At 41.4% G+C, this 23033-nt stretch carries 22 protein-coding genes; 7 read left to right on the forward strand and 15 right to left on the reverse strand.

Going from position 1 to position 23033, the window contains the following annotated elements:
- Positions 1-24 precede the first annotated feature (24 nt).
- A complete protein-coding gene (locus QUD05_RS10025) occupies positions 25-1407 on the forward strand; it encodes an aminopeptidase P family protein (RefSeq protein ID WP_289795902.1) in 1383 nt (460 codons plus the stop codon).
- 344 nt (positions 1408-1751) lie between these two features.
- On the opposite strand, the gene QUD05_RS10030 is transcribed toward QUD05_RS10025, so the two are convergent.
- Positions 1752-2639, reverse strand: a complete 888-nt coding sequence (locus QUD05_RS10030) for a shikimate dehydrogenase (protein WP_289795903.1) — start codon at positions 2637-2639, stop codon at positions 1752-1754.
- 115 nt (positions 2640-2754) lie between these two features.
- Here QUD05_RS10030 and QUD05_RS10035 point away from each other — a divergent pair, with 115 nt between their 5' ends.
- Positions 2755-3681: an alpha/beta fold hydrolase gene (locus tag QUD05_RS10035; RefSeq protein WP_289795904.1), complete on the forward strand. Its 927-nt coding sequence runs from the start codon at positions 2755-2757 to the stop codon at positions 3679-3681.
- 144 nt (positions 3682-3825) lie between these two features.
- Here QUD05_RS10035 and QUD05_RS10040 read toward each other — a convergent pair whose 3' ends face one another.
- Both QUD05_RS10040 and QUD05_RS10045 read right to left on the reverse strand, forming a co-directional pair.
- Positions 3826-4545 carry a hypothetical protein gene (locus QUD05_RS10040; protein WP_289795905.1) on the reverse strand — a complete coding sequence of 240 codons (720 nt, stop codon included), beginning with the start codon at positions 4543-4545 and terminating at the stop codon, positions 3826-3828.
- A 584-nt stretch (positions 4546-5129) separates the two neighbouring features.
- On the reverse strand, positions 5130-6086 hold the full coding sequence (locus QUD05_RS10045; RefSeq protein WP_289799935.1) for an aldo/keto reductase: 957 nt from the start codon (positions 6084-6086) through the stop codon (positions 5130-5132).
- 79 nt (positions 6087-6165) lie between these two features.
- Here QUD05_RS10045 and QUD05_RS10050 point away from each other — a divergent pair, with 79 nt between their 5' ends.
- Positions 6166-6765 carry a DUF1802 family protein gene (locus tag QUD05_RS10050; RefSeq protein WP_289795906.1) on the forward strand — a complete coding sequence of 200 codons (600 nt, stop codon included), beginning with the start codon at positions 6166-6168 and terminating at the stop codon, positions 6763-6765.
- 515 nt (positions 6766-7280) lie between these two features.
- Positions 7281-7544, forward strand: a complete 264-nt coding sequence (locus tag QUD05_RS10055; protein ID WP_289795907.1) for a hypothetical protein — start codon at positions 7281-7283, stop codon at positions 7542-7544.
- Positions 7545-7591: 47 nt separating this feature from the next.
- On the opposite strand, the gene ggt is transcribed toward QUD05_RS10055, so the two are convergent.
- Positions 7592-9349, reverse strand: coding sequence for a gamma-glutamyltransferase (gene ggt, locus QUD05_RS10060; protein WP_289795908.1), 1758 nt, complete (start codon positions 9347-9349; stop codon positions 7592-7594).
- A gap of 100 nt (positions 9350-9449) precedes the next feature.
- Here ggt and QUD05_RS10065 point away from each other — a divergent pair, with 100 nt between their 5' ends.
- Positions 9450-10172 carry a phytochelatin synthase family protein gene (locus tag QUD05_RS10065; protein ID WP_289795909.1) on the forward strand — a complete coding sequence of 241 codons (723 nt, stop codon included), beginning with the start codon at positions 9450-9452 and terminating at the stop codon, positions 10170-10172.
- 202 nt (positions 10173-10374) lie between these two features.
- Here QUD05_RS10065 and QUD05_RS10070 read toward each other — a convergent pair whose 3' ends face one another.
- The 7 genes from QUD05_RS10070 to QUD05_RS10100 form a co-directional block, all read right to left on the reverse strand.
- Positions 10375-11907, reverse strand: coding sequence for a glycine betaine ABC transporter substrate-binding protein (locus tag QUD05_RS10070; protein ID WP_289795910.1), 1533 nt, complete (start codon positions 11905-11907; stop codon positions 10375-10377).
- Complete coding sequence (locus tag QUD05_RS10075) at positions 11904-12662, reverse strand: ATP-binding cassette domain-containing protein (RefSeq protein ID WP_289799936.1); 759 nt, start codon at positions 12660-12662, stop codon at positions 11904-11906. The genes QUD05_RS10070 and QUD05_RS10075 overlap by 4 nt, the downstream gene beginning before the upstream one ends.
- A gap of 381 nt (positions 12663-13043) precedes the next feature.
- The gene (locus tag QUD05_RS10080) at positions 13044-13439 is read right to left on the reverse strand and encodes a hypothetical protein (RefSeq protein ID WP_289795911.1); all 396 of its coding nucleotides are present in this window, start codon (positions 13437-13439) and stop codon (positions 13044-13046) included.
- Between the two features lie 305 nt (positions 13440-13744).
- Positions 13745-14029 carry a hypothetical protein gene (locus QUD05_RS10085; protein WP_289795912.1) on the reverse strand — a complete coding sequence of 95 codons (285 nt, stop codon included), beginning with the start codon at positions 14027-14029 and terminating at the stop codon, positions 13745-13747.
- Positions 14030-14232: 203 nt separating this feature from the next.
- Complete coding sequence (locus tag QUD05_RS10090; protein ID WP_289795913.1) at positions 14233-16161, reverse strand: ABC-F family ATP-binding cassette domain-containing protein; 1929 nt, start codon at positions 16159-16161, stop codon at positions 14233-14235.
- A gap of 71 nt (positions 16162-16232) precedes the next feature.
- The gene (locus QUD05_RS10095; protein ID WP_094352421.1) at positions 16233-16649 is read right to left on the reverse strand and encodes a DUF1824 family protein; all 417 of its coding nucleotides are present in this window, start codon (positions 16647-16649) and stop codon (positions 16233-16235) included.
- 341 nt (positions 16650-16990) lie between these two features.
- Positions 16991-17839: a prohibitin family protein gene (locus QUD05_RS10100; protein ID WP_289795914.1), complete on the reverse strand. Its 849-nt coding sequence runs from the start codon at positions 17837-17839 to the stop codon at positions 16991-16993.
- Positions 17840-18182: 343 nt separating this feature from the next.
- Here QUD05_RS10100 and QUD05_RS10105 point away from each other — a divergent pair, with 343 nt between their 5' ends.
- On the forward strand, positions 18183-19991 hold the full coding sequence (locus tag QUD05_RS10105) for an ABC transporter ATP-binding protein (protein WP_289795915.1): 1809 nt from the start codon (positions 18183-18185) through the stop codon (positions 19989-19991).
- A 38-nt stretch (positions 19992-20029) separates the two neighbouring features.
- A complete protein-coding gene (ccmS, locus tag QUD05_RS10110) occupies positions 20030-20458 on the forward strand; it encodes a beta-carboxysome assembly chaperone CcmS (protein ID WP_289795916.1) in 429 nt (142 codons plus the stop codon).
- A gap of 65 nt (positions 20459-20523) precedes the next feature.
- Here ccmS and QUD05_RS10115 read toward each other — a convergent pair whose 3' ends face one another.
- The 4 genes from QUD05_RS10115 to QUD05_RS34360 all read right to left on the reverse strand — a co-directional run bounded on the left by QUD05_RS10115 (position 20524) and on the right by QUD05_RS34360 (position 23031).
- Complete coding sequence (locus QUD05_RS10115) at positions 20524-22230, reverse strand: tetratricopeptide repeat protein (RefSeq protein WP_289795917.1); 1707 nt, start codon at positions 22228-22230, stop codon at positions 20524-20526.
- 108 nt (positions 22231-22338) lie between these two features.
- Entirely contained in the window at positions 22339-22497 is a 159-nt protein-coding gene (locus QUD05_RS34350; protein WP_502911391.1) for an IS1 family transposase, read from the reverse strand.
- Positions 22484-22675 carry a hypothetical protein gene (locus tag QUD05_RS34355; RefSeq protein ID WP_502911392.1) on the reverse strand — a complete coding sequence of 64 codons (192 nt, stop codon included), beginning with the start codon at positions 22673-22675 and terminating at the stop codon, positions 22484-22486. Before QUD05_RS34355 ends, QUD05_RS34350 begins: the two co-directional genes overlap by 14 nt.
- A complete protein-coding gene (locus QUD05_RS34360) occupies positions 22672-23031 on the reverse strand; it encodes an IS1 family transposase (RefSeq protein ID WP_502911393.1) in 360 nt (119 codons plus the stop codon). Before QUD05_RS34360 ends, QUD05_RS34355 begins: the two co-directional genes overlap by 4 nt.
- Positions 23032-23033 lie beyond the last annotated feature (2 nt).

Genomic DNA, 23033 nt, shown 5'->3' on the forward strand with positions numbered 1-23033 from the left:
AGGTAAAATTATCACCTTACATTTATGCTTATCCCACAAACTTCTACTTCTCTCGGCGAGACTTTACGCCACCGACGGCAACAACTAGCCAAGCTGATTGATTTTCCGGCAATTCTGTGGTCAGGTAGCAATAATTCGCGCAACTTTCCGGCAAATTCCTTTCCATTTCGTGCTAACAGTCATTTCCTTTATTTCGCCGGACTGCCATTACCAAAGGCGGCAATTCGTCTAGAAGCGGGCAAACTAGAACTATTCATCGACGATCCGTCACCCAGCAGCGCCCTTTGGCATGGAGAAATGCCAACGCGCGAAGAAATAGCCGAGAAGATTGGGGCGGATGTGGCAGGGCCAATGGCAGAATTAGAGTCTTGCCTAGAAGATGCCGCGACACTTGCCGTCCAAGATGCGGCTACTTGGACGCAGCAATCGCAGCTATTAAATAGATGGATTTTACCACAAAGTCCTCCCCAAGGAATTGACTTGGAGTTAGCAAAGGCGATCGTTTCACTCCGTCTTACCCACGATGATGCGGCATTAAGCGAGTTGCGAAAAGCTGCGGCTGTCACTGTCAAAGCTCACAAAGCGGGGATGGCAGCAACACCCCAAGCCAAACTAGAAGCAGAAGTTCGGGCTGCGATGGAAGGGGTAATTATTGCCCACAATATGACTACCTCTTACAACAGTATTGTCACTGTTCACGGTGAAGTTTTGCATAACGAGCATTATCACCATAGTTTGCAACCAGGTGATTTACTGCTTGCCGATGTTGGCGCTGAAACTGAGACTGGTTGGGCTGGTGATGTGACTCGCACTTGGCCAGTTTCGGGCAAGTTTTCATCTACCCAAAGAGATATTTATAATGTGGTTTTGGCAGCCCATGATGCTTGCATTGCCAAAATCCAGCCTGGTGTAGAGTATGGGGATATTCACCTGCAAGCGGCTACAGCGATCGCTGAAGGTTTAGTAGAGTTAGGCATTTTACAAGGAAATCCCCAAGATTTAGTAGAAATCGATGCCCACGCGCTGTTTTTTCCTCATGGTATCGGCCATCTACTGGGTTTAGATGTGCATGATATGGAAGATTTGGGCGATTTAGCCGGGTATGAAGAAGGACGTGAAAGGAGCGATCGCTTTGGCTTAAGCTATCTCCGTTTAAATCGTCCCCTGCGTCCAGGAATGTTAGTCACAATTGAACCTGGTTTTTATCAAGTACCAGCAATTTTAAATGATGCTAATGTTCGTTCCAAATATCAGAATGTGGTGAATTGGCAGCGTTTATCTGAATTCGCCGATGTCCGGGGAATTCGCATTGAAGATGATGTTTTAGTTACTACAGACGGCAGCGAAGTTTTAACAGCTGCATTACCGAACGATGCTGATACTGTAGAAAATTTAGTTAATGGCTGAGTTCATATTGACAGGCATCCATAAAGGATGCCTAATTACTGGATTGTCACGCCCACCCATATCCCGCCCAGAACTGAAGTTCAGGGCTGATAGCGAAACTCCACTGAAAGTGGACTAAATAATTAATTCAGTCCACTTTCAGTGGACTTGGGCTATGAGACTCGGAATTCATTCCGAGGCGGGATCAAAACACAGTGCGAGATTCATTAATAAAGAATGATATAGACTTGTGTGTACACCGTAGCCCGAAGAGCGGGGAGGGGTAGGGGGTGGGGTGTTAGGGACTTTTGCAATAGGTCTACTAAAGTTTTGTTTAAAAATCAAGTAGGAGTCATATAAAACCCTCATTTCCCCAAACGAAGGTGATTTTGTAACGCTTGGCGCATCACTTCTACAGGCAAAGTTTCCAGATGCAACCAGATTTTTAATGCTGCTACCCCTTGTTGGACTAGCATTTCTAATCCATCGATCGCAATTGCACCTTGTTTTTCAGCCTGCTTCAGAAATTGCGTTGGTTTAGGAGTATATATTAAATCGTAAGCGATCGCACCTGTTGGTAAATTTGCGATTTCTTCTACACTCAAAGGCGATTCATCGACTTTGGGATACATCCCAATCGGAGTTGTATTTACCAGCAGATTTGCCTGGGGAATGAGCTTTGGTAATTCCTGCCATTGATGAACCTGGAATTTATCAGCTAGAGATGAATTGCTCCAACTGTTGCGGAATTCTTGTAATCTCTGCATATTGCGCCCAACAACATGAATTTGGGCAAAACCTAGCTGAATACAACCTGCTACAACAGCTCTTGCTGCACCACCATTACCTAAAATTACCGCTACCTTCTGACTCCAATCTTGTTTATATGTTGTCTGCAAAGGGGCGAGAAATCCTTCTATATCTGTATTTGTGCCTACCCATTTGTGATTTTGGCGGCTAACAGTATTCACTGCTCCAATAGTTTGAGCCAGGGGCGTAATTTCTGAGAGTAGGGGGATGATTGCTTGTTTATAAGGTATTGTCACACTAAAGCCGACAACCCCAACAGCAGCTAAACCTGCGATCGCTACCTCTAAATTCTGTGGTTCAATCGGAAAAGGCAGATAGATATAATCTAATCCTAGTTGTGCGATCGCTGCATTATGCATTACTGGCGACAGCGAATGCTCCACCGGATGTCCAATGACTCCTAGTAGTTTAGTTTTGCCTGTAATTAAATTTTCTTTTGTCATTTGTCATTTGTCATTGGCTTAAGAAAACTCTTCCCTAGTCCTCAGTCTCTAGTCGCCACTCCCCACTCCCGACTAGTTTACAATTATTAGAAGCTACTTAACATTTCTTTAAATCATGCAGGCAACTACAGCCCCCTCTACAACTCCAATTCCTGGTAAATATTGGCAGTGGCGCGGGCACAACGTTTACTACGTGCGTGCGGGAGAGAAGCAAGCGCAACGTCCGCCCTTGCTTTTGGTACATGGATTTGGTGCTTCCACAGACCACTGGCGCAAGAATATCACAGGATTGTGTCAAGATTTTGAAGTATTTGCGATCGACCTTTTGGGATTTGGGCGATCGGCAAAACCAAAATTGCAGTACAGTGGCGACTTATGGCGCGACCAACTTCATGATTTTATCAGCGAAGTGATTGGTCAAAAAGCAGTATTAGCAGGTAATTCCCTTGGTGGTTATGCTTGCTTGTGTGTTGCAGCCCAACGTCCCGACAGTGCGGCTGGATTAGTGTTGCTCAATAGTGCTGGTCCCTTTAGCCAAAGCCAGCCCACATCTGAACCTGAAGCTTTGCAAAGTGAAATTCAGCCACCCAAACAACCCTCTTCTTTAGAGAAACTTCTGGGTGACTCAGTTAAGTGGATTTTTCAACAACCTTTAGCTCAATTTCTGTTATTTCAATATGTGCGACAACGTTGGGTAATTCGCCAAACCTTAGAAAAGGTATATCTTGATAAAAGTGCGATTACAGACCAATTGGTAGAAGAAATTTCTCGCCCTGCTTTTGATCCGGGTGCGTTGGATGTGTTTGTTTCAGTTTTTAGCACTCCTCAAGGAGAAAAAGTTGATGTGCTACTAAAGCAATTAACTTGTCCTTTATTGATGTTATGGGGAGAAGCTGACCCTTGGATGAATACTAGAGAACGTTCTCCAAAGTTTCGTCAATATTGTCCTAACTTGACAGAACATTTCTTAACGGCAGGTCATTGTCCCCATGATGAAATACCGGATAAAGTAAACCAACTTTTACGCGATTGGGTTTTGTAAAGATCAATACAAGTTCATAATGAACAACAAAACCCTCATGTCGAGACGCGATTTATCGCGTCTTTAAATATCAATTATCCTTAACCCAAGAGTATTGGATTAAAAGTTTGTAGTAAGTGGCTCCAGCCCTTACTACAAATAAGCTTATTTAAAAACGTATGATTTAATTTCTTGTTCTATTTGGTCACTAATAATTTCAGTTCCCATACCGATTTTATCAAGATTAACCCTCACAAAATTTGTTTTATCTTCTTTTGTAAATTTTTTATCATTATCCGAGTCTTTAAGAATTTTTAGAAAAATTGCATTTTGACTAGGAACAACAACCCAACTGATGATTCTAGTATTATTTGGGGTAATTTGCTGGAGGTTCTTACCTGATAAATCAGAAATATAGCCAATAGTAGCATCTTCGCTATTAAGTTTTTTATCTGTATTTGTATCTTGGTCAATGATTTTATATAACCAAACTCTTGTAGTTGGCTTATTTGCTGCTTTTACCTCCAATAAATCGAAGGAGGCGATAATGGCTTTTTTATTTAATAAAAGATGAGCTTCACTACCTTGCTTTTGATAAAAGATGATATTATACAATTGATTATCTCTTCCATTTTCATAAGAACGTGAAAGGTTTAAATCAACTCCTTTATCTTTATTCTGCTCTCCAAGACTAACAGGAATCATTAGATAATCTGATTGTTCTTTAATAATTAAATCGCCATAGATAAGATTTTGTTGTAGCTTCGGTTTCTCAGTTGCTTTTGCCTGTTCTGCATTTCTACTAACAGAAGACTTACAGGAAAAAGAAAGAGTAGCTACAATCATAGCTGTAGTAATCTTATTTAAAAAGCGATAATTTTTCATCAAATTCTCCTAGCAGGATATGTTGCTGTCCTATTCTATTCCCTGCTGTAAAATTATTTATAGTCCAATACGCTTCAATACAGTTCAGTTAAGACTAAAAATTATACTGATGTAGGTTGGGTTTACAATAAAATACCAAAAACCTGGTCAAGGTTGACCAGGTTTTATCGAGTTTACAGATTTCAAGTTTTAAACTAATTAACAAGCTGAAAGTTAATAACTAGGGTGGACTAAAAAACTAACAAACTCAGCATTCTTGCGTTTTTCCGCTTTAGGATTTGGCTTTGCCTTTGCCTTTTACATTAGGCTTTTTGCCACTTCTATCACATTTGATATGCTGAAACTTGCTTGGGCTGATGACAAGGGGACACTAAGTCATTGACCCTTTTTGTTTGGTTTTATTTTGTTTGGTGTCCTACTATTTAAGGTATCACTTAATTTGTGAGTTGCAACCCTTGGTTTACGAAAGTTGACGTTTTGTTAGATTTTGCAATCTAGAGCCATAAATTTGATCCCCAGCCCTCTTTTGAAGAAAGTTATAGGGATCTTGGATGGATTAAGCATAGTACCAAACTGCATTGTCATCAATCCCACATAATCTGATTGTCATCCAGATGGTCGGTGACAATACGCCCAATGGCATCAATTTCTGCTATTTCGGCGGCGGAAAGCTTGATTTGGGCAGCTAATGCGTTGTCTCGTGCTTGTTCGGGATAACGCGCTCCGGCAATCGCATTTGTTTGAGGTTGAGCAATTAACCAGGCTAAAGCTAACTGAGCAAGGGTACAATCATGAAGAAGGGCTATAGGACGCAGTTTTTCTAGTGCTTGTTGGGCACGTTCAAAGTTTTCGCCTTGAAACAGTTTATTTCTAGCACGGTTATCTGTCGGGTCAAATTGATGACCGAGAGAAAACCTTCCGGTTAACAACCCCTGTGCTAAAGGTGAATAAGCAAGGATAGAAATATTGTTTTCGATACAATAGGGAAATGCATCTTGTTCTACCTGTCTCCAGAATAAAGAATAGGGTGGTTGTAAACTATCAATACGTCCATAACTTGCTGCTTCTGCTAACTGGGCGTGAGAAAAGTTGGAAACGCCGATTGCTCGAATTTTACCTTGCTTTTTGAGTAAGTTAAGAGCGCTCATAGTTTCTTCGATAGGTACTATTTCACTATTGAAAGCGCCGGAGGGCCAATGTATTTGGTAAAAGTCGATGTAATCAGTTTTCAGGTTTTTTAGGGAACGATCGCAAGCTTCAATCACTTGTTCATACTTGAGATGGTTAGCAAAAACTTTCGTGGCATATTGCACGTGAGTTCGTACATCAGATAAAGCTTCAGCGACAATTTGCTCCGAGTGTCCTTCACCATATACTTCAGCAGTGTCAATTGTCGTAATCCCAGCTTCATAAGCGGCTCGAATCGTTTTAATCGAGTCAGCATCCTCAATTCCCACCCACATTCTTTTACCAGCTTGCCAAGTTCCCATGAGGATGGGTGTGATTTTGACTTCACTTGTACCTAGCAATCGCTTTTCTATAACTGTTTCCTAATTCATTGCCTTGGACAGGTTCATACTTTATCAGTCTTAGCTTCAAATTAAATCAGAGTTACAGTAGATGCCGATGGAATTGACTACAACTTTTCATGCTCTCAAAGAATGGGCAGTTGCCATAAATGCCTTGGAAAGTGGCAAAACAATTATGTTGCTCCGCAAGGGCGGTATCCACGAACGACATGGACATTTTCAAGTTGCCCACCAGCAAATTCTGCTTTACCCTACTTATGAACATCAACAAGCTTTCATGCTGAAAGCTGAATACGCCAATAATGTCTATCCTGTAACATCAGGCTGGCATCCTGAAACTGTTCGCATTGGCAGTTGGGCTGAAATTACAGATATTTTGCCAGTGAGTGACGAGTCTATTGTCAACACCTTACTTCCCTTTCACATTTGGAACGAGCATTTTATTAGCGATCGCCTCAAATGGAAAGCACGTCAACCCCTTTATATCCTGCTTCTGCGGACATATAAACTATCGCAAGAGCTAGAAATTCCCTATTACGCCAAATACGCTGGCTGCAAGTCATGGATTGATTTAGATCGAGAAATTCAGTTGCAAACAGCACAACCAGTTTTATCTAACCTTGCATACAGTCAACTAGTAGAGACAATTCGCCAGATTGTCGGCGATAAGTTGTATGCTCCATCCTTCTAATAATCCAACTTGTTGTCCAAATCCCCGACTTTTTAAAGAAGTCGGGGATTTAAATTTAGCTTATAGATAAATACGAAATTGCTTCTCATCATCAAACGGACGATTGTATACAACCAACATAAAAATAGATTTTATATTGTTTGCTCAGAGTGTTTAATCAACCAAACTTTATAACTAACTTCTAGAATCTGCGCTTATATATCTCAACAGAAAAACAAATAGTCTGATTGCAAGCCTCAGTCAAAACAGTAGTTATTGTTACACACGATCGCAAAAAACGCGGATAACATGGGAAAAATCTCACCCAATAAACAAGGTGAGGCAAAGCTGTTTATCTTTATGTCCCTTTAGCAGCTGTCTTCCAGGCTATGAGTTGTTAAGCAATTATCCTGTAGTGGATAGAACTTAATTACATTTTGTCTAAAGTATTAGGCAAAAATTATCCCCAAGGATGATAATTAGCTTGACAAGGATCAGCTATTATGCATCATTAGCTAAAAGCAAAGGAGTTTGCAATGCATCGACAAATGTGTTGGTTGTCTAAGTCTGGTGGCGACGGAGAGAAAATTTTGTATTTGCAGACAGAAGCCAATCAATCCTGGCGTCCTTACACAGCTTTTGGACATTTTGCAGTCCCAGATTATCAAATACCAGGTGGTTCTAAAGGTTGGGCAACTTATCAAAAACTTTTGAAAGCAGGTTGGACACTAGTACCTAGCGCACGGGCAAACGAGTTTGGTAGCAACAGCTACGCAGAGTCAACAATTCAAAATCAATAGTCATTAGTCATTTGTCATTAGTTATTTTTTGCGTCCCCGCGTCTGGCTCACAAACCTCTGGGGGAACCTTCACCGCGAGGATCGGCGGCTCCTTCTAAAATTCCATCAGATGTAACAGCGATCGCGTTACCATTACCCCAAGGAGTAGTTTCCTTAATTTTGTGTCCCCGACGGCGTAAGTCTTGCAAAGTCAGAGCATCCAAGCCCCAAGATTCAACGCGCAACTCATCTGGCAGCCATTGATGATGTATGCGTGGAACAGAAATAGCCGCACCAACATCCATGTTGTATTCCAGCACATTCAGGATTACTTGCAAAACCTGGGTGATGATGGTGCTACCACCAGGCGCACCTGCTGCCATCCGAAAATGACCATTTTCTGTGACAATTGTGGGAGTCATGCTGGATAGGGGAGTTTTGCGGGGTGCAATGCTGTTGGCATCATTACCAACCAAACCAAAAGCATTAGGCACTCCTGGCGCAGCGGCAAAATCATCCATCTCATTGTTGAGAACAATTCCAGTTCCCGGTGTCACAATACCAGCACCAAAAATGAGGTTAATCGTGAAAGTCAGACTTACGGCGTTGTGTTGTTCATCCACAACAGTCAGATGAGTGGTTTGGGGAGATTCATGGGGAAGACAAGGGGATGAGGGAAGACGCAGACATTTTGAATTTAAATCTACTGGCTTGACTTCGGTGGAGGGTCGAGCCATTTGCATATTAATTTCTTGACGGCGTTTTTTGGCGTAAGCTGGACTGAGCAGTTCTTGTACAGGGACTTTGACAAAATCAGGATCGCCTAAATATTTTGAGCGATCGCTGTAAGCAATCTTCATTGCCTCTACCATTAAATGTATTGCGTCTGGATGATGCCATCCCAAAGATTTCAAATCGGTGTCACCGATAATATTTAAAATCTGCAATAGATGAACGCCTCCTGATGATGGTGGTGGCATTGAGCAAATTTTAGCTTTGCGGAAGTTACCACAAACGGGAGTGCGCCAGATTGGTTTATAAGCTTTTAGGTCTTCGAGGGTAATTAAACCACCATTTTTTACCATATCAGAAGCGATCGCACGAGCAATACTCCCGGTGTAAAAACTTTGAGGATTTTCGGCAATTGCTGTTAAAGTACGTGCCAAATCACGCTGCACTAGCTTCTCGCCTGGTTGGTAAAATTCACCCTTGCGAGTGAAGATTTCTCGCGCTGCGGGATTGTTGAGAACTACTTGCTTGCGAGGATCGTTTGCTTGCAGAGAACGCCAAGTTACCATCTCACTAAGAATAAAACCATCTTTAGCGAGTGCGATCGCAGGTTTCATTACCTCTTGCCAAGCAAGCTTACCATAGCGACGATGCACTTCATAAAGTCCTGCCACTGTTCCTGGTGTCGCTACTGCCAAATAACCATTAATACTTGCATTCGGACGCACCTTTCCTGCTGCCTCTAGATACATATTTCTTGTAGCTTTCAGGGGTGCGCGTTCGCGGAAATCTAGCGCTTTCATATCGCCAGTTTTCTCAGAGTGCATCAATAAAAATCCGCCGCCACCGATTCCTGCTGAAAAAGGCTCAACTACAGAAAGCGCAAAAGTTGTGGCGACAGCTGCATCTACTGCATTACCCCCTTTGCGTAACATCAAAATTCCCGCTTCACTTGCTAGGGGATGGGCTGAAACCACCATTCCCTTCTTGCTGCGTAAAGGTAAAGTTAAGGCGGCTGATGCGACTTGGCTGTAAAGTAAAACAGTAAAAGAAAAGATTACGCTGGCAATTCGCTTGGGTTTAGCAACAGTAAGCATTTTTATACAATTTCTCCGAAAATTTTATATTTGTCTAGCATCATGGTGTGAGATTATTAATACAAGCTGATTTGAAAATTTTACATTACTTATAAATCCTATGTTGCGAAAAATAAGTAAAACATTTTTTAAAGCTTTAACTATTGGATTATGTATCTCTAGTGGAAGCGTTCTCTCTCAAACATTACCGCTATCCTCTAATTTAGTTGGTTTTAATACACCTGAAGGTGAAAAATTATTATTTGAGAGTAAGTCCAATCAAGACTTCTTTCCGTTGAGTATGCAATTTACTACTCAAAATACTCAGACATATTGTGGTGTTGCTAGTATGGTTATGGTACTAAATAGTCTAAAAGTTCCAGCACCAGAAGACAAGCCATATCGAGTATTTACTCAAGAAAACTTTTTTAGTAATGAGAATACAAAAAAAGTGCTAGCTCCCGAAGTTGTATCTCGCGAAGGTATGACTTTAGATCAGTTAGGGCAATTACTAGCTAGTTATGGCGTTAAAGTTAATGTTTACCACGCTGCCGACACTAGTTTAGAAGAGTTCCGCAAACAAGCAGCAGAAAATTTAAAACAACCGCAAAATTTCATTTTAGTAAACTATTTACGCAAAGAAATTGGTCAAGAGAAAGGCGGGCATATTTCTCCTGTAGCAGCATATAATGAGCAAACAGATAGATTTTTAATTTTTGATGTTTCTCGTTACAAGTATCCACCAGTATGGGTAAAAACAACAGATTTATGGAAAGCAATGCTGACAAATGATTCCGTATCAAAGAAGAGCCGTGGCTTTGTATTTGTAAGCAAAAAACTTTGATTTAATAATCTGTTCATGGAATTTATCAATCCTGCGATCGCCAATATCTAAAATATGAGCTAATTATGGATCAATACGGTTCAGTTAAGGCTAAAACTCTTTATCAAAGTCAATTTTTTTAACGAACCGCAGAGGCACAGAGGGAACAGAGAGAGGAAAACACTGCTTAACTGAACCGTTACGAATTACGAATTACGAATTATTATAATCCCTTCGATTTGCGAAACTCCTGGACAACATCTTTAACATCACGTAATTCCCCTTCAACTAAATAGTTTAACTGTCGCATTTCATCTGCTGAAATCTTGCCAGCAAGGGAAGCAATCGCTGTTTTTAATTCGGGATATTTTTTTAATATTTCTTGTCGGACAATTGGCACAGTCTCGTAAGGTGGAAAATAATGTTTATCATCCTTGAGTACAACTAAACCTAAGCGAGAAATTTGCCCGTCAGTGGAATTACCCGCCACCATATCCACTTGTTTTTGAATTAAAGCACGATATATTAAACCCAAGTCCATGATTTGCGGAGATTTAGCAAAACGTAAATTGTAAGTTTTCGCTAATCCGGGAAAACCATCTTCTCTTTCTAAAAATTCGTAACCGAAACCGCCACGCCACTGCGGTGTATATTGAGTAGCTTCGGAGAGAGTTTGAATATTGTAGCGTCTGGCATCTTCACCCCGGACAATTATCGCAAAAGTGTTTTCAAAACCTAAGCTGGGCATCACTTCCAAATTGAACTGCTGCGAGTATGCTTGTTTTAACTTCTCATAAACTTCTTTCGGATCGTTAATTGCTTTTTGCTTCAAAATTGCAGTAAAAGATGTGCCTGTGTACTCAATATAAGCATCGATTTTGCCAGCAGTAATAGCACTATGACAAACAAAAGAACCACCTAAACGGGGACGACGAGCTACTTTTAAATTAGTTGTCGCCTCAATTTGCTGTGCTAACAGTTCACCTAAAATATCTTGTTCGGTAAAATCTTTGGAAGCAACAATAATATTACCACCGTTATTACTATTTAAATTCGGCGTGCAGCCAACAATTACCAATAACAAGGCAAAACTTAAAAAGCAAAGCGTGAAAAATCTTTTCATTAACTTNTTAATTTTTAATTTATTCTCCATCCAGCCAATTGCAAAGTCAGCTAATAATGCAATTGCCGCTGCCGGAACTGCACCAGCTAAAATTAACTGATCGTTTACTACTGATATACCGCGAAAAATAAATACTCCCAAACCACCAGCCCCAATCGCGGCGGCAATAGTTGCAATACCTATGGCGATTACTGTTGCGACTCGCACTCCTGCCAAAATTACTCCCATTGCTAAGGGAATCTCAACTTGTAATAACAATTGTCTATCTGTCATTCCCATGCCTCTTCCTGCTTCCCGAATTGCTGGATCGACGCTAGTAATACCTGTGTAAGTGTTACGAATTATCGGCAGTAAGGAATATACAGTCAGGGCAACAATTGCTGGTACTGCACCAATTCCGCCAATTATGGGAACAGGAATAAGTAAACCAAAGAGTGCCAAGCTAGGTATAGTTTGGAGAATATTCGCTATGCCGAGAATTGGTTGGCGGAGATAGGTTTTACGTGTAATTAAAATACCTAATGGAATGCCCACAAGGATGGCAATTCCGATCGCGATGCCGACTAAAAATAGATGTTCGAGTGTATGCTGAAGAATTTCTGGGGCATACTTAATTAAGAAGAAATTTTTCATAAAGTATCTTGCAGGGAACGCAGACATTGGAGAAAGGCGAGGCTTTCTGGATGTTGCGATCGCATAAATTCATCTCTCGTCCCCAATACTACCAATTCTCCGCCATACATTAAACCAATTCTCGATGCCAAAACTAAGGCTTCTTGAATATCGTGGGTGACGAAAACAACTGTCTTGCCTAACTCTTGCTGCAAATGCCGAAACTCTTGTTGCAGTTCGAGGCGCGTAATTGGATCGAGTGCGCCAAAGGGTTCATCCATCAACAACACCGGCGGATCTGCTGCTAAAGCCCTGGCTACACCGACTCTTTGCCTTTGTCCTCCTGAAAGTTCGTGCGGATAACGTGTGGCAAATTGTGCTGGTTCTAAGCCTACCAATTGCAACAACTCATAAACCCGCGTTTTAATTTGTTTTGGTTGCCAACCTTCTAAAGACGGGACTAAACCCACATTGCGTTCAACTGTAAAATGGGGAAATAAACCAATTTCTTGAATGACGTAACCAATTTTTCGCCGCAGTTTAATTTCATCCCATTGAGTTGTGGGAATGCCATCAAATAAAACTTCGCCTTGTGTAGGTGTAAATAGGCGATTAATTAACTTCATTGTCGTGGTTTTGCCGCTACCACTGCGCCCAAGTAATACCAGTGCTTCTCCTTGACTGATGGTGAAATTGAGATTTGACACCAATGGGCGATGATTGCGGCTAAAGGTGACATCGCGGAATTCGATGGCGGTTTGGTTATTTTGCGGCATGAGTGGCTTTTGGGGGACGCTAGCTATTAGACTTCTTGGCATTTGTTCTTTTTGCACTCTTGTGGAAAAAGGTTAAAGGGGAAAGGGAAAATAACAAACCTTTCCCCTTTTCCCAACTTCTGCAAGATGTCTATTGTATTATGTGCTGATTTTGCTAGCGTGCTAACGCCCATTTGCTTTTCCTAAAATTAGTCTGAGTGGTGATTTTCTCCAAAGTAGGGAGTAGCTAAAGCTTTTGGAGGTGTAGATTTTCCCAACTTACTTACTAATGCTAATAAAGCGATCGCGTTCTGTTTGACTTATTTCAACACTTTAAAGAAACAATTTCTCCCGGATTTCTCAAAGACGCGATTTATCGCGTCTTTTACCTTATCCTGCATTTTATGCAGTTTTAGCATTTTCATCAGATGCTTGTTCTGCAACATTTTTTAAGCGGCTCGATCTGATTTTGCGGATGCGATCGCTATAGCGAACACCACCCGCCATCTCATATTCACGGCTGTCTTTGCCGTACTTAATACCAACCACCATCAGCATCTTTTCAGAAAGCTGACTCAAGTTTTTTTCCATCTCTTCAATTTCAGTTTTAGAAGAGTCAACTACAGATAGAGCAGTATTATAAACATCAATTTTGCCGCGTAACTGGTCGATTGACTCAACTAATTTTTCTAGACTATAATCTTCGTCAAATTTGACGCTTGGAACAATCGATTTCAGTCCAGCCGATCTTAACTGAGCTTTTTCTAAAACACGGGATGTACGTTTTTTACGAGACATAAAACTACTCCTTTAAAATTCTTATAGAGCTAGCTTGCCTCAATTAAACTGCATTTTGGTTCAGCAAAACTCGCAGTTTTTGTAATAAAATTTTTAAGTCATAGCAGTAAATTTTCGGAATTTTATTACTAAACATTGGTATTTACAGCACTTCCGGCAGCTATGAGGTACATCCTCAAAGCTGGAAGCTATGATAGAAAAGGGCAAAAAGAAAAACTGTACTGTATTGCATAATAGCTGTCAGTGCTTTAACCCAAGTTTTTCTAGTCCTCTTCTAGAGGACTTGCACCATTAGACAGGGAATTCTATTCCCTGGCGGTCTGTATTGCATAATAGCTGTCAGTGCTGTATATAGATAATTGTCTCAGCTTCATCAAAACTTTAAGGGACACTACTCCCATAAGTTGCGAACCTGCTCCCACAAGTTGCGAACCTGCTCCCACAAGTTGCGAACCTGCTCCCACAAGTTGCGAACCTGCTCCCATAAGTTGCGAACCTGCTCCCATAAGTTGCGAACCTGCTCCCACAAGTTGCGAACCTACTCCCACAAGTTGCGAACCTGCTCCCACAAGTTGCGAACCTGCTCCCATAAGTTGCGAACCTGCTTCTTAGTCATTTGACCTTAGCGCAGGTTTATGCAGCTTTAGCTTATTATCATGCTAACCGCGACCAAATTGACGCTGACATTGCAGCAGAAGAGGCAGCGTCATCTTGTCCGCCCCGAACGGGTGAGACACCCATCCCACAAGAGTTTTTCTAATGCACTATTTAAGGCTAGATACGCCACTACTAATTAAGACTCCATTTCTGCCAATTCTAACCACCGTTCAGTCGCCACATCGATCGCGTGCTTGAGCTTTTCTACATGATCATACAATTTCTGCACTTGGCTATAATTACCCGGTGAGACATTCGCTAGTGTTTTCTCGGTTTCTTCTTTCTCAGCCTCTAACTCGGCAATTTTACCTTCTAGCTGCTCAAATTCTTTTTTCTCCCAATTGGATAATCTCCGCCGCTTGGTATTCTCTCCATCCTTGGTTGAAGCCGCACCATTTTGGGTTTCAACATTTTTTGGCTTCTCCTTAGCGTTCGCAGCTTGTTGCTGCGCCTCTTCAGCCTTCTTATAGTCCAGATAAATCGAGTAATTACCTGGATATTGCCGCAGATTACCGCCTTCCTCAAAGGAAAATACTGTGTCAATGGTGCGATCTAAAAAGTAGCGATCGTGAGAAACTACAATTACACACCCGGCAAAGTCTTCTAAATAATCCTCTAATACTGCCAAGGTCTGAACATCTAAATCATTTGTCGGTTCATCTAAAATTAAGACATTGGGCGCACCCATCAAAACCCGCAACAGAAATAAACGGCGTTTTTCCCCACCCGAAAGTTTACTAATTGGGGCATACTGCTGATTACCAGGAAACAAAAACCGCTCTAACATTTGCGAAGCACTAATTTGAGTTCCATCGGTAATTTTTACAAATTCTCCTTCTTCTTTGATATAGTCAATCACGCGCTGACTTTCGTTTAATGCTGTGAGCAATTCTTCCGAATGCTGGTCAAAATAACCGATGTGAACTGTAGTACCAATTTCTGCAATGCCGGAATCTGGCTTAACCCGTCCAGTAATGATATCCATTAAAGTCGATTTACCTGCACCATTAGCGCCAATAATGCCGATGCGATCTTCTGGACTAAATTCGTAAGTGAAATTATTAATCAGAGTGCGTCCATTGTATGCCTTACAAACGTTATCTAATTCAATAACTTTTTTCCCAATGCGACGACCAACTGTCGAAATATCAACTTTACCCTGAACTTGTTTAAATTCAGTATCCCGCAGAGCGTGAGCGCGGTCAATTCTCGCTTTTTGCTTGGTACTTCTGGCTTTCGGCCCTTTTTTCAGCCATTCCAACTCGCGCCGCAACAAGCCTTGGTGTTTACGTTGACTGCTGACGGCAGATTCTTCAGCTAAAGCTTTCTTTTCGAGGTAATATGAGTAGTTACCTGTATAGGTGTAAATGTCGCCTCGGTCGATTTCAATGATCCGGTTGGTAACGCGATCTAAAAAGTAGCGATCGTGAGTGATCAAAAACAATGCGCCGCGATAGCGATTTAAATAACTTTGTAACCATTCCACAGAAAGAGCATCAAGATGGTTTGTTGGCTCATCCATGAGCAAAGCATCTGGTTCTGATAGCAAAGCTGATGCTAAAGCAATGCGCTTGCGATAACCTCCAGATAAAGTACTTATCTTGGCATCAAAATCAGAAATTCCTAATTTTGTCAGGATGATTTTGGCATTTGTTTCTAGTTCCCAAGCACCACTCGTATCCATCCGTTGCATCACCGCAGAAAGGCGAGACATCAGTTGACTATCATCTGGATAGTGAACCAATTTATCAGAAAGTTCTTCATACTCGCGTACTAAAGCCATGTGTTCGCCACTATCAGCGAAAACTTGCTCTAAAACTGTGTGATTTTCATCTAAATCTGGCTGCTGCGGTAAGTAGATAATTTTAGAACCGGAGTTAATTAAAATTTGACCGCTATCAATGGATTCTAACCCAGCGATCATTTTTAATAAGGTTGATTTACCAGAACCGTTAGTACCAATTAATCCAACTTTATCGGTAGCATCAAGGCTAAAACTCGCATCTTTTAAAATTTCCTTGATACCAAAGTCTTTTGTTACTGATTGTAGTGTAATAATACTCATAAGATTGAAGTCATTAATTATTTTTCGTTAGTGAGTAGGTAAGGCAAATACCTTACCTACATTGCGTCATTCTATACAAATAAGTCCAGGGGAAGATGTCCATACATTTCGTTGATTCCATCTTCGTCATAAGACTGGCAAGATACTAATACACCACGATGATGTCCATCATAGGAATCAAGATAACACAAGCCGTTTTTGCCATTTAATTTGATATAAACTGGGCCTTCGGGTGTAAGTAAATTATTTGGTGGTTCATAACCCAAAGCCAAAGAATAGGTTTTCATCGCCAATATTCCTTCTTCTGCTGTATCAGCACAAATTCCTAATATTTGGTAATCAGTAAGCTTGGCGAGCAAAATTAAGGCATTACGAATTACTACTTTTTCTGATGAGTTGAGGATAGGAGCAATGTCTAGACAGTTGAATTTGTTCAGTAATTTTTTCGCTTCTTCGGCGGTGAGATTCTGAGGATTGGGGGTTGACATAAACTTCGACTATTATCTGGTTGGTTTTTCTGTGGTGTTTGAGTTGGGACTAGTACCGCAAGGCGGAAGTTTGACCCTGAGCGACTTGCCTTGTGCCGAGCAAAGCCGAGGTAGCGCAGTCGAAAGGAGTCGAAGGGTCAAAAGTTACTCATGCTTTAATTTCGGGCTTTCTAGGTGTAATGAAATAGGAAGTTTCTTTACACCAGCCTTTACTAGCCCAACTTATACCATTTTGGATTTTAGGTTTTGAATTGGGAATAGTCCAATGTATTGTTGAATTTGTCTGAAGTCAGAGCAAACTCCATAATTTTAGACCTTGTTATCTCATGCCCACTTCCCTTTTACGGTTGATTTTGGACATTCCCAAGGTTGAATATAAAGGGTACGCCATTTTTTGAGTCATTACCCATAACCAGGACTTTGGGCATCTGAGCGCCGCCAGTCTTCCAAGCTTCAATGGCTTCTTTTTGCAGAACTAACTGTCCTCCTTGGGCTTTGAGTGTCTCTGCTAAGAGTCTTTGAGCTTCTGCCCTACCTTTGGCACGATTAATGTCTGCTTGTGCTTCTTGTTCAGCTTCTCGTGCTACGTAAACGGCTCTTTGCGCCCGTTGTTCAGCAATTTGCTTTTCTTCAACTGCTCTGGCAAATTCTGGTGAGAATGCTAAATCAACTACACTAGTATCTAATACAATTATCCCATATTTGTCTAAGCGATCGCCTAACGCATTATCGAAGTCTTCTTTTAACTCACTTCGTTTGGTAATCGCTTCTTCGACTGTTCTTCTAGCTGCGGCAATTTTAAATGCTTCTTGTGTCTGAGGGGCAATGATTTTTGATACAATATTAGCTAATGTTCCTTGTTTTCTTCTAACTTCAACTACCTTTATCGGATCGAGGCGAAAGTTAATTGCAAATCTTGCAGATAAATTTTGCAAATCTTTAGTGGAACTTTCGGCTGGTACTTCAAATTTTTGCACCGTTAAATCATACACATCTATCACAGTGATAAAAGGCGGTTTTAAATGAATACCTTCCAATAAAGCCCCATCTCTGGCTTTACCCAAGATGCTGATTACTCCTGCTTGTCCTGGGTTAATAATGATAAAGGAATTTAGCCCAATAATCACTAGTATTGCTAACACAATTCCCAAAACTGTGGTTTGCCAATTACCAAATTGCTGATTTTTCAAATTATTCTCTCCAATATTTAGTTAGTCATTGGTCATTTGTTATTTGTTTTGTTATTTGTTATTCTCCCCCATCTCCTCGGTCACTGAGCGACTTGCCTTGAGCGAAGTCGAAAGGAGCCGTTCGCGCAGCGTCTCGCAGAGAAGTGCTGCTCCCGATCTCCTCGGTCACTGAGCGACTTGCCTTGAGCGAAGTCGAAAGGAGCCGAAGTGCTGCTCCCCAGTCCTTGAATAAACTCAGTTACTAGTTTCTCACTAGTCTGCCTGAATCAATCTTCAGACTCAGGACTTAGGACTCAAAACTTTGTTCCGTGGTAATATCAGTGACACGAAACCGCAAAAAGCCGTGGCTACTGCATTAAAATCTCATCGGGCATCAAGAAGGCGTAAACATTCAACGCATCCTCTCCAGCGTTTGCTTGAGTATGGACACCAGTATCGTAAACAAATTTGGCTGGCGACTACTTATTCTACCCTCAATAAATTTTTCGACTTGGCACCACCCGGCTTAATTGGCGTGGCGGTGGATGTGGTAGTTAAGCAACAGGATTCCATAATTGCACAGTTAGGGGTGCGGGATGTCTTTCAACAATTTTTGATTATTTCCTTCCTGACTGTGGTCATTTGGATACTTGAATCGGTTTTTGAATATGCCTACGCTCGACTTTGGCGAAATTTGGCTCAGAATATTCAGCATGACTTGCGTTTGGATGCATACAAACATTTGCAAGAGTTGGAATTGGCTTATTTTGAAGAACGCAGCACTGGCGGTTTAATGTCTATCCTCAGTGATGATATTAACCAATTAGAGCGGTTTTTGGATGGGGGAGCAAATGATATCATCCAAGTTTCTGCAACTGTTTTAATTATTGGCGCTGCTTTCTTTATTCTGGCTCCTAGTGTCGCGTGGATGGCTTTGTCACCGATGCCATTCATCCTCTGGGGTTCTTTTGCCTATCAACGACTACTTGCACCTCGCTATGCTGATGTCCGCGAAAAGGTAGGTTTTCTCAATTCGCGGTTGTCAAACAATATCAGCGGAATCACTACTATTAAAAGCTTCACTGCTGAAACTTATGAAGCCTATCGCTTGGAATTAGATAGTGACGCTTATCGCCACAGTAATGCTAAGGCAATTACTCTTTCTGCTGCTTTTGTCCCGCTAATTCGGATGCTGATTTTGGTGGGGTTCACGGCATTACTTTTGTATGGCGGGATGGCAGCGGTTTCTGGAGCAATGTCTGTAGGTACTTACAGCGTATTAGTATTTTTAATCCAGCGATTGCTGTGGCCTTTAACTAGATTAGGCGAAACTTTTGACCAATATCAAAGGGCAATGGCTTCTACTAATCGAGTCATGAATTTATTGGATACTCCTATCGCCATTCATACAGGTGATGTAGCGTTACCTATAGATAAAGTGCGCGGTGAAGTGCAATTTAACAATGTTTATTTTGCCTATAAAGATAGATTTCCAGTGATTAAAAATCTGTCTTTGGATATTCCGGCGGGGAAAACCATTGCAATTGTCGGTTCAACGGGTTCTGGTAAAAGCACTTTAGTCAAACTCTTGTTACGGTTGTATGAGGTGCAAGCTGGAAGCATTACTGTGGATGGCATTGATTTGCAAAGTTTGAATTTGCAAGATTTACGGCGCTGCATCGGTTTGGTGAGCCAAGATGTGTTTCTATTTCATGGCACTGTAGCGGAGAATATTGCCTATGGTAGTTTTGAGACTACAGAACAAGAAATCATCACGGCGGCGAAGATAGCCGAGGCGCACGAATTTATTGTTGAATTGCCCCAAGGTTATGAGACAATTGTTGGGGAAAGAGGACAAAAGTTATCTGGTGGACAAAGACAACGGATTGCGATCGCCCGTGCAGTCTTAAAGAATCCCCCAATTCTGATTTTAGACGAAGCTACCTCGGCAGTAGATAATGAAACAGAAGCGGCAATCCAGCGATCGCTAGAACGGATTACAGTAGATAGAACTACAATTGCGATCGCTCATCGTCTTTCCACTATCCGCAATGCTGATTGCATTTATGTCATGGAACATGGGAAATTAGTAGAATCGGGAACCCATGAACAATTGCTAGAGGAAGACGGTATTTATTCCGGCCTCTGGCGTGTACAGTCAGGTTTAAGATAAGTTTCGCCTATTGTCTGTGTCTTCATTACGAATGATTTATGTTTTTTGGTAATAGTCAACCAGAATCAGGTGATACTAAGTGGCGTCGCCAGTTGGATAAGTTTGTCAAAGCAAATCAGCAAGAATTGGCGGCGCTGTTTTGGGGATTGTGGTTAGCAAATGGTGACAGTCAGGGTACTGTTGGTATTGATTTGCAGCCAACACCGCATTTTGTTTATTGTCCGAAAGAGCAGATAGAGAATTTAAATAATAAAGTTGATAATCGGCTTCAGGAAATTTTGGGAATTGTTGAGAATCACAAGCCGGATGTGGAAGTTGTGATGATTGGGATTGGGAAGGGGGAAATTAAGTTAATTCAGTTTGCACCGGAACCAGCACCACCGATTTGTTTTGAGCAAGCTGGTAAGGATGTGGATGGGTTATTGGATGTGCTGGAGGAGAGAATGAGGGAGGAGATTGTTTTTTAACGCAAAGGGACGCGGAGGGAAGCGCAGAGGAACGCGGAGGAAGATAAGAACTCTGCGCTTTTTGTTTAGTTGATTGCTTTGTGGAAATCTGGGTAAGTTAGATTTTCGGCACAATGCCAGATGATGTTAAATACGGCTTCGTAGCGATATGAACTGTTTTTGTAGAACTGTTTACTTAGATAGTCTTTTAGGGTTGTAACTACTTGTGGTAAATGTTCACTTTGGAGGATTTTTGTTAAACTATCGGCTATATCCAAAAGACAGGATTCATAGGATAGCCGAATAGTGGCTTTGTTGCTGAAGCAGTTTTTATTGTCATCATCTTGTTGATAGATTTGAATAAATTGGATCAGAGTAGAGATAACTTCGTTGAGCTTCTCTTTAATCAATTTGTTTTCTAGATTGAGTTGTTCTAAATTTTGAACTGCATCCGTCAAGATTGATTCATCTTGATAAGGATTTATTTCCATTATTTGGCATAAAGTCGCGATCGCCTTTAGATTGACAGGATCAATTTCCAGTAGGTTTTTGGCTGCATACAAACGTCCCCATTCATCTTGAGTAGTTTCAAGTACCTGAGATAACGTGCTAACCACCACTTTATTACCTGAATCAATTTTTCCTAGACTCCCAGCGGCATCGCATAATAGGGAATCATCTTTAGTGGAGGCGATTAACTCGATTAAAGTTGCAATTGCAGTTTCATTCCCAGCACCAAAAAGCCCTAAATACTGCACTGCTAGGTTGAGGTAAGAATGATGGTTAGCAGTTCTAATCAGATCAACTAGAGCATTAATTGCAATTTTATTACTGGGGTCGATTTGCGACAGAGTTCTAGTTGCTTCCCACGCGAGACATTGTGTATAATACGGATCTTTTGGGGATTGACCCAGATTTTTAACTAACTCTAATAAGACATTAATTGCAATTTGATTATTAGAGTCTACTTGTAGGAGACTTTTAGCTGCTTGCAAACGTTCGCCGTCAGACTGAGAGGTTTCAAGTGTTTTGGATAAAATAGCGATCGCAGTTTTATTCTCTGGCTCAATTTCCAGTAGATATGTAGCCGCGCGATTTATAAGAGATGTATTCGCAGAAGTTTCGAGAATGTGGACTAAACTCTTGAGTACAGGTGCATTACCAGGATCAATTTCCCACAAAGCTTGAGCTGCATCAAAACAGATTCTATCACCCTGGTTTATCTGTAAGAATTTGACAAGGGCTGCGATCGCAGTTTGATTACCCACTGCAATTTTTCTCAAAGTTGCGATCGCTTCGCAACAATTGTCCTTATTCAGTGTCGTCTCCATAAGGTTAACTAATGCAGCGATTGCAGCGTGATTGCCGTCAGCGATATCTCTCAAAGCTGTAATTCCATCCCTGCAAATTTTCCGATCTGGTATATTTTTAATGTCGTTAACTAGAACAGCGATCGCAGTTTCATTGCCAACGGCGATTTTGCTTAGACTAGAACTTCTCTGGTATCCGTGTCTCTCCTCAGTAATCGGCATCAAAGCCAAGGCTGCGATCGCACTTTTATTACCCGGATCGAGTGTTCCTAACTTCTCGGCTGCAACTCGGAGAATTGAACGACTTTCTGTAGTATGAACCAAATGCACAAAGGCAGCAATTACCCGTTTTCTGTCGGTTAATTCCAGCGTTTTTCTAGCTGTCTTCACCAATGGTTTTGGTAATATCTGCCAATCTCGTTTATCCTGCCGAAAATAGGCATAACTCCATTTGAGCAGTTGTTCTACAATTGCATCACCCAAACTACATTCTGGGAACTGGGATAAAGCCTCAGCAGCCAAAAAGTAGGCGCGATACCGATAAAAATTGCCGCAACTGTCATCAAAGGCGTTGCATAATGGCGGTATGAATCATACTGAAACTGGAACATCCCAAAACTTGAGATAGTGAAGTAGCAATCGAATCGAGTATTTCAGCATTTGTGCTGATTTGGAATAACATAGCGTTTTTCGATGCAATCGAGCGAGATAGTGGCGCAACCGGGTGTTTTCCCCCTCAACTCGTGTCATGTAAGTCTTGCTCACAATCTGAGTCGCCCTCTGGAATAAAGCCTGGATAGACCAACCATCCATCCGTGACATAGAAATAGCACTGCCAAGTACCTACAATATCCCATAACGGTCGAAAAGTTTCGGCGCTATGGTCGCCCAAAACCCACGCTAAAATACCTTGTGTGAAGTGGTTCACTGCTGTCCAAAGCCAAACTTTGTTTTTTTTGAGCCGACGAACGTTTCTAGTTCATCGAGTTCGCCAACTTCTGGAATTGTCTCTGGATCATAAACATCAGGTAGCAGTTCTCCTACAAGTTTTACCCAAGTAATCAATGTCGTGTGATGCACACCTTTGACCCGTTCAATGCCACGAAATCCCATACCATTAACGTACATTTTCAGGCATTCCCGTTTCACTTCATCACTGTATCCTTGAGGTGGTTCGTACCGATCAATAAATTGGCGATCGCAATTACAGCAAATGTGATTCTGTTTACCTCTTTTATTTCCGTTCTTACGGATATGAGACGACCCACAACGCGGACATTCCATCC

Origin of the sequence: Nostoc sp. GT001, assembly GCF_030382115.1 — a bacterium.
In the GTDB taxonomy this organism is placed as follows: Bacteria; Cyanobacteriota; Cyanobacteriia; order Cyanobacteriales; family Nostocaceae; genus Nostoc.

Bases quoted from the DNA above. Each gene is read 5' to 3' on its own strand.
- QUD05_RS10095 (WP_094352421.1), bottom strand. From the start codon at position 16,649: ATGTCAACCCCCAATCCTCAGAATCTCACCGCCGAAGAAGCGAAAAAA.
- QUD05_RS10075 (WP_289799936.1), bottom strand. From the start codon at position 12,662: ATGCCGCAAAATAACCAAACCGCCATCGAATTCCGCGATGTCACCTTT.
- QUD05_RS10080 (WP_289795911.1), bottom strand. From the start codon at position 13,439: ATGTCTCGTAAAAAACGTACATCCCGTGTTTTAGAAAAAGCTCAGTTA.
- QUD05_RS10055 (WP_289795907.1), top strand. From the start codon at position 7,281: ATGCATCGACAAATGTGTTGGTTGTCTAAGTCTGGTGGCGACGGAGAG.
- QUD05_RS34350 (WP_502911391.1), bottom strand. From the start codon at position 22,497: ATGACACGAGTTGAGGGGGAAAACACCCGGTTGCGCCACTATCTCGCT.
- QUD05_RS34360 (WP_502911393.1), bottom strand. From the start codon at position 23,031: ATGGAATGTCCGCGTTGTGGGTCGTCTCATATCCGTAAGAACGGAAAT.
- QUD05_RS10085 (WP_289795912.1), bottom strand. From the start codon at position 14,029: ATGGGAGCAGGTTCGCAACTTGTGGGAGCAGGTTCGCAACTTGTGGGA.
- ccmS (WP_289795916.1), top strand. From the start codon at position 20,030: ATGTTTTTTGGTAATAGTCAACCAGAATCAGGTGATACTAAGTGGCGT.
- QUD05_RS10065 (WP_289795909.1), top strand. From the start codon at position 9,450: ATGTTGCGAAAAATAAGTAAAACATTTTTTAAAGCTTTAACTATTGGA.
- ggt (WP_289795908.1), bottom strand. From the start codon at position 9,349: ATGCTTACTGTTGCTAAACCCAAGCGAATTGCCAGCGTAATCTTTTCT.
- QUD05_RS10090 (WP_289795913.1), bottom strand. From the start codon at position 16,161: ATGAGTATTATTACACTACAATCAGTAACAAAAGACTTTGGTATCAAG.
- QUD05_RS10025 (WP_289795902.1), top strand. From the start codon at position 25: ATGCTTATCCCACAAACTTCTACTTCTCTCGGCGAGACTTTACGCCAC.
- QUD05_RS10030 (WP_289795903.1), bottom strand. From the start codon at position 2,639: ATGACAAAAGAAAATTTAATTACAGGCAAAACTAAACTACTAGGAGTC.
- QUD05_RS10035 (WP_289795904.1), top strand. From the start codon at position 2,755: ATGCAGGCAACTACAGCCCCCTCTACAACTCCAATTCCTGGTAAATAT.
- QUD05_RS10040 (WP_289795905.1), bottom strand. From the start codon at position 4,545: ATGAAAAATTATCGCTTTTTAAATAAGATTACTACAGCTATGATTGTA.
- QUD05_RS10050 (WP_289795906.1), top strand. From the start codon at position 6,166: ATGCCGATGGAATTGACTACAACTTTTCATGCTCTCAAAGAATGGGCA.